The 1,067-nt window shown below is 41.0% G+C and carries 1 protein-coding gene; it reads right to left on the reverse strand.

From position 1 onward, the window contains the following. Window positions 1-806 (reverse strand): tRNA 2-thiocytidine(32) synthetase TtcA (ttcA, locus tag A3762_RS13050; RefSeq protein WP_068755964.1); only part of this gene is annotated, 806 nt, incomplete at its 3' end. Between the last annotated feature and the right edge of the window lie 261 nt (window positions 807-1,067).

Consider the following 1,067-nt stretch of genomic DNA (forward strand, 5'->3'; position numbering starts at 1 on the left):
GCTTCGGTACGATCAATTTTGAGCGTTTCAAAATCGAATAAATTTCTGTCTGCAAGCTGTGACGGTGCAACGTTTTGCAAAGAGCTAAATATCGACTCAATACGAGAGGGATGCTCCTTCTCCCAAGCTTGCAACATCGCTTTGATATTCTGACGTTGTAAGTTTTCTTGAGAGCCACACAAATTACACGGAATAATCGGATATTCCATAATATCTGCAAATTTAAGAATATCTTTCTCGCGACAATAGGCCAGAGGTCTTATAACGATATTTCGCCCATCATCAGACAACAATTTAGGCGGCATTGCAGAGAACTTCGAGCCATGAAACATATTCAAAAATAATGTTTCGACGATATCGTCCTTGTGGTGTCCTAATGCAATCTTAGTCGCCTTAATGTCCTCTGCGAATGAATACAAGGTCCCGCGACGAAGCCGTGAGCATAGACCACAGGTTGTTTTACCTTCTGGGATCTTAGACTTCACAACAGAATATGTGTCGCGATCCACAACATAGTATTCAATACCTAAGGATTCTAAATATTCAGGTAACACATGTTCTGGAAAACCCGGTTGTTTTTGATCCAAATTTACGGCGACAAGGTCAAAATCAATCGGAGCACTCTTTTGTAAGCTCATCAGAATAGTCAGCATTGTATAACTGTCTTTTCCTCCGGACAGACAGACCATGACCCTATCCCCAGCTTCAATCATGTTGAAGTCAATGATTGCTTTACCCATTCCGGCACGCAAGCGTTTTTGAAGCTTGTTGAATTCGTACTTGTCTGACCCTTCTAAGGACTTCATTTCTACTCCGATGACGAGCAAATACTCGATGCTACATGATTCAGTCGGCGCGAAGTATAAATGAAAACTGACCGAGTAAGTAAGCAAAGGTAAAGCTTGAAACAAAAAAAACAGCTCCCTTTCTGTTTAAAAAAGCACCAAATAAAACAACAGCTATACTCCGGAAAGATTTTAAGGGGGAGCACCATGTCGACTGATCATACCCAATCACCACAAACGCCTAATAACGATCAAAGTAGTGGTAGTAAAAATTTCATCACA

The sequence above is a fragment of the Oleiphilus sp. HI0125 genome, assembly GCF_001635355.1.